We start from the raw sequence: 9,116 nt of genomic DNA, 5'->3' as shown, positions 1-9,116 counted from the left end.
CGCCGCCAGCCCAGATCAGAACCCCCGACCTCCGATCCCCAGTCGGATAGCCCCCCTCCGGACAGCGCCGACACCGAAGATCGCGGAATCGCTACCAAAGGAAGCGTAGGTGATGTCGCGCCCGATCGCGTCGCGCAGTCCCAGGAATCGGCAAGAAACCGGGAATGAGCAGTGGCCAAAAGCTATTTATCGAAGGGTTGTCGGGCGTCCTCGGTCACCGGTGCGTCGGTGACGGTTTGGGGGGTGATCCGCCCGGCGCGCGTTCGACAAGTGTGCCCATGCGGAACCGCCCACCGGCCCGCACCAATGCCATCTGATGACTGCCCGCCACGGGGGCTTGGTCGGCCCAATCGGCTTGTAGGCCAACGGCCATCCCGGTCGCGTGCGAACCCCAGCTCCCTTGGCGGACGGCGTCCGCAAACGCACTGTCGCAAGAGTGGATTCAATTTGGGACTTGCTGTGCGTGTGTGTACGCAGTGCTCGGCCGCTTGCCGGAAGAAGTCGAGCCATGTAGCTGGTGATATTCGACGGTCTTCGGGTACTTTTCGACGTGGTCTCGCAGAAGAACCGACGGGCGGACATCGATCAGGACCGGATGCCGAAGATCGAGGTGTCGGCCAACTGTCGGCGGTTCTGCGAATGCACACGATCGGCGTCATTACTGCACCGAGGGCGCCACGCTCGGTCACCCCAGGAAGAGCCCTCGCTTCCAATGGTCGATCCGACATACCGAAAATCAGAACTGTGACGAGATTCCCGGCAGCAGTGCCCTCGCGGAGAACCAATCATTGCTCATCAGTGTTGTCGCTGTTCAGTGACCCAAGCGGCGATCTGCGCGCGTGAGGTGAACCCAAGTTTGGTCAAGATGTGTTCGACGTGTCCCTGGGCTGTGCGAACTGAAATGACCAGACGCGCAGCAATGGCTCTGTTAGTCATTCCCTCCGCGACTAGGTCAGCAACTTGACGTTCACGTTTGGTCAGCTCCGTCGAGGGAGTTGGAGCGGATTCCGCGGTATTGGGCTGCTCGCCCAAGGCATAGCTGGTCGCGGCATCAAGACTCAACGAGGTCCCTTCACGGTAGGCAGCTTTGTACGCCCGCGGACCTAACACCCGAAGGGCAGCTTGCTCGTATTTCTCATGGTAGTTGGGCAGATGAGGAACGGTCACACTAGAAATCCCTGCCGCTTTACCAAGCATCTGGGCAGCGCCCATCAGCACGGCTGATTGTCGCGCGGTCTTGTCGCTATAACCAACCCATGCCAGTGTTTCCAACGCAGCGGCCGCCATTATCGGATCCTGCTGCTGCCTCGTGAGGCGTACCGATTGGCGCAAAAGAAGGACCGCGCGGTCTCTGTCACCCCCGCGCCATGTGGCGAGGGCCATCGCCCCGGAAGCGATTGACCGATACACGGAATCGCCTCGCGTCTCCGTCATCTCAAGAGCCTTCTTGCAATAGTCCATGGCGCACTCTGAGTTGCCACTACGTTCGTATGCAAGTCCGAGCGCGAGAGTCACCCGTATTTGTGTGCTGATGTCGTTCATCTCTACGCACTTCCCGAGAGCAGCCTCCAGACATGAGCACGCCCGAGGAGAATTACCGTCATATAGTTCAAAGAGCCCCTCGGTGAACTCGACGAACATGTGCACGACGGAGTCGTCAGACTCCCTGGCGAGGGCTTTCGCCTGCTTGAATAGGTTAGTAGCCGCTACGCGGTCACCTTGACCCTCAGCCATCGTGCAGTTGCGGTACAGGGCTTTGGCGCGGACAGCTGTCGCGGCACCTGGTCGACTGAGCGCACGATCGAGCCAGTATCGTCCCTCTCCAAGCTGGCCGTGGGAGGCCCAGAACGGCTGCATCGCGGTTGCTAACGAGAGGCCGACCTCGGATTCCGCTTCGTCATTTGCGAGACAAAATTCCAGCGCCTCTCGAAGGTTCGGCTGTGCGCGGTCGAGTCGTGCGATCCACTCGAGTTGTCTGGAGCTGATCCACTCTGCATCGGCATCGAGGGCGAGTTGCCGGTACCAGTCTCGATGCCGCCGACCCACCGTGGCGAGTTCCCCCAATTGTTCGAGTTTCTGCCGACCGTAAGTGCGCAGCGTTTCGAGCAGACGGAACCGCACTCCTGTGCCGGCTCCCTCGCGGATGAGGATGGACTTATCGACCAGCGAAGTCAGCACGTCAACCATGCCGTCCAGTTCGCAGGCGGAAGCACATACGTATTCAGCTCCTTCGAGCTCGAAGGTGCCAGCAAACACAGAAAGCTGCGCCCAGAGTCGTTGCTCATCTGAATTACATAGCTCGTAGCTCCAGTCAATACATGACTGCAGAGCCTGTTGGCGGTAGGGGGCGTCGCGGGTTCCACGAGTGAGAAGAGCATACCGATCGGTCAGGCGCTGCAGGATCTGCTCCGGCGACAGCACCCGGAGTCGGGCTGCCGCCAGTTCGATGGCCAGCGGTAAACCGTCCAGGTGATGGCAGATTTGCGCCACAGTGGCGGTGTTGTCCTCGGTGAGCGCAAAGCCGGGCGCAGCTGCAGCAGCACGATCGACAAAGAGATTGATCGCTTCGTACGCGGGTGCACCCTGCAAGTCCGGCCGCCGCTGCGGATCGGGAACGGTGAGCGGTGGCACTCGAAGCACCGCCTCACCACCAATGCCTAAGCACTCACGGCTAGTGGCGAGGATCCGAATCTTCAGGCAAGTCTGCAGGAGTATCTCCGCCGCATGGGCCGTCGCGTCTACGATCTGCTCACAATTGTCGAGCACCAGAATGACCTTCTTCGACGCGAGAGCCTCCGTCAGGAGCTCAAGCGCCGGGCGCCCCTGCGGACTCAACCCCAACGCAGCTGCGATCACCCCCGGTAGCAGAGCTCCGTCACGCAGCTCGCCGAGTTCGACCAGACACACCCCATCTGGAAAATCACGCCGCACACCCGTAGCCACCTGCAACGCCAAGCGGGTCTTACCGACCCCGCCGATGCCGGTCAGCGTCACCAATCGTGATTTCGACAGCAGACTCTTCGTTTCAACAAGTTCGGAACGGCGTCCAACGAAGCTTGTGAGCTGTAGGGGGAGACCTCCTCGTGCTGTTGCTACGGCCCGTCCAACCACGCGATAGCTTGAGCCGGGTGATACCCGGCTCTCCCGCTGAACTTCGGCTGATCCGATGGCCGGCTTCTCTGACAGCGCCATCTCGTCGACCGGAAATCCGCGGCTAGCTTGAATATCCCGCAAGATGTGGCCTAGCGCCGCAGGGGAAGGTCGCTCCGACGGGTCCCGAGACATCGCTTGCTCCACCACTGCGGACAGATCTTTACCGTATTCACCGACTCGCAGACCAGGCACCGGTGCGGTCGTGATTCGCAAAAACTGGGCGACCAACTGCTCGCCGCTGTGCCGTTCGAACGCTGCGTGTCCGGTGAGGGCCGCGAACAGAGTGGCACCCAATCCGTAGACATCGGAGGCAGAGGACGGTGGATGGCCGCCAAGGACTTCCGGGGCGGTGAATGAAGGTGACCCTGCAACTGAGCCCTCGGTGGTTTCGAAGCCCCCCGCGAGGCGTGCGATTCCGAAGTCCGTCAGCACGGGCTCTCCGTAGTCAGTGAAGAGGATATTGCCAGGTTTGACGTCCCGATGCAGAATGGCGGCACGGTGAGCGCTCTCGAGCGCACCCGCAGTCTTTACTCCGAGCCGAAGGGTCTCCTCCATCGTAAGGGGGCCCCGATCACGAATTCGCGTGTCTAGCGAGCCCCGGGAGTAATACGGCATTACCAGGTAGGGGCGGCCAGTGTTTGTGGTTCCGATCTGCAGCACCGCGACGATGTTTGGGTGACCTGTCAGTCGTGCCATGGCCCGCTGTTCCCGCACGAACCGCTCTCGGTTCTCACCGTCGAAGTCCGCGGTCAGAATCTTCACCGCGACGACGCGGTTCAACTCGATCTGGGTACATCGGAACACTGCACCAAAACCGCCACGGCCGATTTCCAGGGCACCGCCAAACCCGACGTCTTCTAGTTCCGCCGTGACCTCAAAGCGTTGAGTCTTCGACGGGTCGATCTCGCCCTCCATGGGACCTCGTACTCCAGTAGTTCAGCCCCCCCAGGATATCGTCGCGGACGCCGAAACGGTGGGCGATTTTTGGTCAATCATCCAAGAAAACCAACTGGTTGGTGTATTGTTGTCTACGCGCGGAGCTACCCGTGGAACTATCCCTTGCTGATGGCTGCCTGGAAGATTGCGCCCATCCTCGCTGCCGGCAACGCCCAGGTGATCAAGCCGTCCGAGCAAAGTCCTTTTACGACACTGAAGTTCGCTGAAGTCGTCGCCGACATGCTGCCTGCCGGAGTGCTGAACATGGTCGCTGGCGCCGGGTCGGCGTCAGGCGCCCGGCTCGTCGAACAGCGTGCCACGACATCGCCACCCGCATCGACGCCGGCGCCGTCTGGGTGGGTGAACTCGCCAACGAGGTGCCGGGGGGTGGATTCAAGGGCTCTGGACACGGCCGCGATCCGTCAATCTCCGTACACGATGTCTACTCCCGTGCTGAGCACGTCATGCACAACGACGGGTGCTGACCCCCGTCTTACGTGGCGATAGCCACGGATCTAGACTCCGATACGTGGCAGTCCCCCAACAACTTGGCTTCAGCCAACAAAGACCGGTCCTTGTCGTCGACTTCGGCGCGCAATATGCGCAGCTGATCGCGCGACGGGTGCGTGAGGCCAAGGTCTACTCGGAGGTGGTTCCGCACACCGCCACCGTTGAGGAGATTACCGCCAAGAACCCTCTAGCGATCGTGTTGTCGGGTGGGCCGTCGAGTGTGTACGCAGACGGAGCACCGCAGCTCGACCCGGCACTATTCGAACACGACATCCCCGTATTTGGGATCTGCTACGGATTCCAGGCGATGGCCGGTGCGCTCGGTGGCACCGTCGCGCATACCGGCACACGCGAGTACGGTCGCACCAACATCCAGGTGACCGGAGGCGTGTTGCACGACGGCCTGCCCGAGCGGCAGCCGGTGTGGATGAGTCACGGTGACGCGGTCACGGAGGCGCCCGCAGGATTCGAGGTGACAGCCACGAGCGAGGGTGCCCCGGTCGCCGCGTTCGAGGACCGCGCGCGCAAGCTTGCCGGCGTTCAGTACCACCCCGAGGTTCTGCACTCGCCTCACGGACAGCAGGTGCTGAGCCGGTTCCTTCATGAGATCGCGGGCATCCCGCCGGCCTGGACGCCCGCGAATATCGCCGATGCGTTGATCGAGCAGGTGAAGGAGCAGGTCGGCGACGGCAAGGCGATCTGCGGGCTGTCAGGCGGCGTCGACTCGGCTGTGGCGGCCGCGCTCGTCTTGCGGGCGATCGGTGACCGGCTCACCTGCGTGTTCGTAGATCACGGTCTGATGCGTGCTGGCGAGCGGGCGCAGGTGGAGCAGGACTTCGTCGCAGCCACCGGTGCCAAGCTCATCACCGTCGACGCCGCCGATACCTTCATCGGCGAGCTGGCCGGGGTGTCCGAGCCGGAGACCAAGCGCAAGATCATCGGCCGCGAATTCATCCGGTCGTTCGAGGGCGCAGTGAGCGAAGTGCTGGGGGAGAGAGCCGCGCACGGCGAAACCGTCGACTTCCTCGTCCAGGGAACGCTGTACCCGGACGTCGTGGAGTCGGGCGGCGGTACCGGTACCGCCAACATCAAGAGCCACCACAACGTGGGCGGTCTGCCTGAAGACCTGCAGTTCACTCTCGTCGAGCCGCTGCGACTGCTCTTCAAGGACGAGGTGCGTGCGGTCGGCCGTGAGCTCGGCTTGCCCGAAGTGATCGTGGGGCGTCAGCCATTCCCCGGTCCGGGCCTTGGCATTCGCATCATCGGTGAGGTCACCCGAAGTCGGCTGGAGATCCTGCGTCAAGCGGATTCGATTGCGCGCGAAGAATGCGCGGCGGCCGGATTGGACAACCAGATCTGGCAGTGCCCTGTGGTGCTCCTAGCCGACGTTCGGAGCGTCGGTGTCCAGGGCGATGACCGGACGTACGGTCACCCCATTGTCTTGCGTCCGGTCTCTAGCGAGGACGCGATGACCGCCGACTGGACGCGGTTGCCGTACAACGTTCTTGAGCGGATCTCGACCCGGATTTCCAACGAGGTCGCCGGCGTCAACCGCGTCGTGCTGGACATCACGAGCAAGCCCCCGGGAACCATCGAATGGGAGTAGACCGAAAGGATCGGATGACGGCGACCTGATGATCCCCCGGGGCGCCGGGTTGCAGCCCCGATGCGAACGCGCACGAGTGCTACGAGTTTGACTATTCGTGATGTGGCAATGGGCACACTACCGGAACAACGTGAGGGGTTAGCACACTTGCTGGTAACCGCCCTCGGCGAACAGTCCAGCCGCGAGCAGCAGGTACACCACCACCGCGAGGGCAGATCGCGCACCCGTTTCTGCACACTCGACGTCGACGCGAGCGCGTCGTCGACCATCTCGAACGGCACGATCTGGGTCAACTCGCCGATGACCGGGCGCGAACCGGCCTACGGCAACCTCGACGGGCCGGCGGATGACAGACTGTGTGGACAGCGGAACTCCCAAGGTAAAGGGTTGTCTTGCGAGGACAAACCCTCGATACCGGGAGTTCCGCTGTCCCGCACGCACCGACACGCCCTTCACCCACGTGTGTCCCATTTGACCCAACAGTCCACGCCCAACTGCGCGGCACTGAGGTTAGCCCCCAGGAGCACGCTGCCTGGGCAAGGTGAAGTTCCGTACCGACGACGTCGTCATCCGCCTGATCGAGCCGTCGCCGCAGGCATCGCCGATGATCGCGGTGCCTCGACCGACCTGCAACTCGGCGGTCACGGCCTTCATGCAGTGCCTGTGTTCAAGCGGCACCAGGTGAAATGCTGACTGTGTTCGCGGCGCCAGGCGGCGGTCGGAGCGACACCAAGCCGGAGTAAACTCGCGTCGTGCCTGGACAGGGGGAGAGCGTGCGGACGGAGCCGGAACAGGCCCCGACCCCGCTTGCCGTCGCCCAGCCCCACCTCCCAGGCGTCGTCGCCGCGCCGCTTGCCGAACAGGTCTTTGACACCCTGCGGGGATGGATCGTCAACGGTCAACTGCCGCCCGGCCGCCGGCTGGGAGTGCGGGAACTCTCCGAGATGGTTGGCACCAGTGCGATGCCGGTTCGGGAAGCGGTGCGCGGACTCGTCGAGGCCGGACTCGCCGTTCACGAACCCTATAAGGGCGCCCGCGTCCGAGGACTCGATGTGGGCGAACTCGAGCACGCCTACGACGTGCGCATTCTGCTCGAAGGTGAATGCGCCCGTCTCGGGGCGACGACTGCGAAACCAGAAGTGGCCGAACGCATGCAGGAGCACTGGGCCGTCCTCGAGGAGGCTGCACGCGCGGGGGATGTGACTGAGGCGCTTCGCCGAGACGAGCTCCTGCTCGACGAGCTCTACACCGCCAGCGGCAACGACATCCTCTCTGAGATCATCCATGGGCTGTGGGACCGGTGCCGCCCCTACAAGGTGCTGTGGGCCAGTGACGCTGCCAGCCGCGGCGATGTCCACATCTGGCACTACAAGCCCGAGTTGATCGCCGCGGTGGTAGCTAACGACGGTGCGGAAGCGGAGCAGGTCCTGCGGCGGTCGTACACGGCCGCGAAGAGCTCGCTGCGGGCGTTGCTCACCCGCACCTCACGCTGACGTCAGCGACGAAGGATTCTTGACACAACCGGGGATCGCTGACCTTGATCGGGCATAACCCCTAGCGATATTTGATCAAAAATCGTCGATCGAATCCCTTGACTTCGATATTCGATCAAATCTAGAGTGGCTGGTGTCACATCGACGACATCCTGCAAGCCACGCAACAGCATCCCGGAGGTTTCTTTTATGACCAGCACGAACGGTCTCGTCGAGCGGGAATTGGTCCGCCTGGAGTCGACCCCGGCCTCGGCGCCCTACTCTGCGGCCGTCGCGCTGGGGGATCTGGTCTGGACGAGTGGCGCGTTGCCGGTGGAGGCCGACGGCGGTACGTCGGAGGATTTCGCCACCCAGGTGCGCACGGCGCTGTCGAACCTGGAGGCCTCGCTGCGCGCCGCCGGCGCGGACTGGTCGACGGTGCTGAAGATCAACGGCTATGTCGCCGATATCGAGAAGTTGCCCGCGCTCAACGAGGTCTACACCTCGGTGGTGACCGTGCACGGCGCGCCGGCCCGGACCACGGTCGAGGTCTCCCGCTTCCGTGGTCGCACCGCGGTCGAGTTCGACGCCGTCGCCTACCGCCGACAGGCCTGAGCCGCACCACTTCTCGTAATCCAATCCACGAAGGGTTCTCACCATGATCGACGCCTCCGAGTCCAGCGCAACGCGATCTACTCGCGCCGCCGTGCCGTCGGTCGCGCCCGCCCTGAGCGCTCCGCTGTCGGCGCAGTTGCAGCACCGGGTGTCCTCGTCGCTGCTCGCCGATCAGGTCTTCGAGGCACTGCGCGGCTGGATCGCGCAGGGGGAGTGGGAACCGGGTAAGCAGCTGCGGATCCGCGAGGTCGCCGCACAGGTGGGCACGAGTGACATGCCCGTCCGTGAGGCCTTCCGGCGGCTCGAGCAGGCCGGTCTGATCGTCGTCGAACCGTATCGCGGTGCGACGGTGCGGGTCTTGAGCATCGACGAGCTCGAACACGTGTACGACATCCGCATCATGCTCGAGCCCGCCGCCGCCCGGGACGGCGTGCAACGCTCCGACGCCAAGGTTCTGGAAACCATGCACCAGCACTGGGGACTGCTGCAGGCGGCGTCCGAACGCGGTGACGTCGTCGAAGCCGTCCGGCAGGACGAACACCTGCTGATGGCGCTGTACTCCGCCGGCCCCAATGACGTGCTCCTGAAGATGGTCCGCGAGCTGTGGGATACCTGCCGCCCCTACAAGAGCCTGTGGGTGACCAACGCCATCGAGCAGGGACTGGCCACCTGGAGTCATATCACGCACCTGCTCGATGCGGTCGAACGCCGCGACAGCGACGCCGCTCACAGCATTCTCGACCGGACCTACCGCGACGCCCGCGCCACGGTCCGGCAACTACTCGACACACAGTCAGGAAGAAACCAGTGAGGACCACCGTCGT

The 9,116-nt window shown here is 63.3% G+C and carries 5 protein-coding genes and 2 pseudogenes; 5 read left to right on the top strand and 2 right to left on the bottom strand.

The window, feature by feature from the left end:
- Positions 1 to 795 precede the first annotated feature (795 nt).
- Positions 796 to 4,068, bottom strand: a complete 3,273-nt coding sequence (locus tag P3H15_RS51920; protein ID WP_276144478.1) for a protein kinase — start codon at positions 4,066 to 4,068, stop codon at positions 796 to 798.
- A 69-nt stretch (positions 4,069 to 4,137) separates the two neighbouring features.
- On the opposite strand from P3H15_RS51920, the pseudogene P3H15_RS51915 reads away from it, so the two are divergent.
- Both P3H15_RS51915 and guaA read left to right on the top strand, forming a co-directional pair.
- A pseudogene (locus tag P3H15_RS51915) lies at positions 4,138 to 4,392 on the top strand (aldehyde dehydrogenase family protein); the annotation flags it as partial.
- Positions 4,393 to 4,618: 226 nt separating this feature from the next.
- Positions 4,619 to 6,205 (top strand): glutamine-hydrolyzing GMP synthase, encoded by a 1,587-nt coding sequence (gene guaA, locus P3H15_RS51910; RefSeq protein ID WP_276144479.1) that lies wholly within the window; start codon positions 4,619 to 4,621, stop codon positions 6,203 to 6,205.
- A gap of 209 nt (positions 6,206 to 6,414) precedes the next feature.
- Here the strand turns inward: guaA and P3H15_RS55995 are convergent.
- A pseudogene (locus P3H15_RS55995) lies at positions 6,415 to 6,498 on the bottom strand (hypothetical protein); the annotation flags it as partial.
- Positions 6,499 to 6,957: 459 nt separating this feature from the next.
- Here P3H15_RS55995 and P3H15_RS51905 point away from each other — a divergent pair.
- From P3H15_RS51905 to P3H15_RS51895, 3 genes are all read left to right on the top strand, one after another.
- A complete protein-coding gene (locus P3H15_RS51905; RefSeq protein WP_276144477.1) occupies positions 6,958 to 7,698 on the top strand; it encodes a GntR family transcriptional regulator in 741 nt (246 codons plus the stop codon).
- Between the two features lie 189 nt (positions 7,699 to 7,887).
- On the top strand, positions 7,888 to 8,292 hold the full coding sequence (locus P3H15_RS51900) for a RidA family protein (RefSeq protein WP_276144476.1): 405 nt from the start codon (positions 7,888 to 7,890) through the stop codon (positions 8,290 to 8,292).
- A 43-nt stretch (positions 8,293 to 8,335) separates the two neighbouring features.
- Positions 8,336 to 9,103 (top strand): GntR family transcriptional regulator, encoded by a 768-nt coding sequence (locus P3H15_RS51895; RefSeq protein ID WP_276144475.1) that lies wholly within the window; start codon positions 8,336 to 8,338, stop codon positions 9,101 to 9,103.
- Positions 9,104 to 9,116: the final 13 nt, after the last annotated feature.

Origin of the sequence: Rhodococcus sp. T2V (assembly GCF_029269925.1) — a bacterium.
Classification (GTDB): Bacteria; Actinomycetota; Actinomycetes; order Mycobacteriales; family Mycobacteriaceae; genus Rhodococcus_F; species Rhodococcus_F koreensis.
The sequence above is the reverse complement of the archived record's forward strand: the minus strand, read 5'-3'. Positions and strand labels throughout refer to the sequence as shown.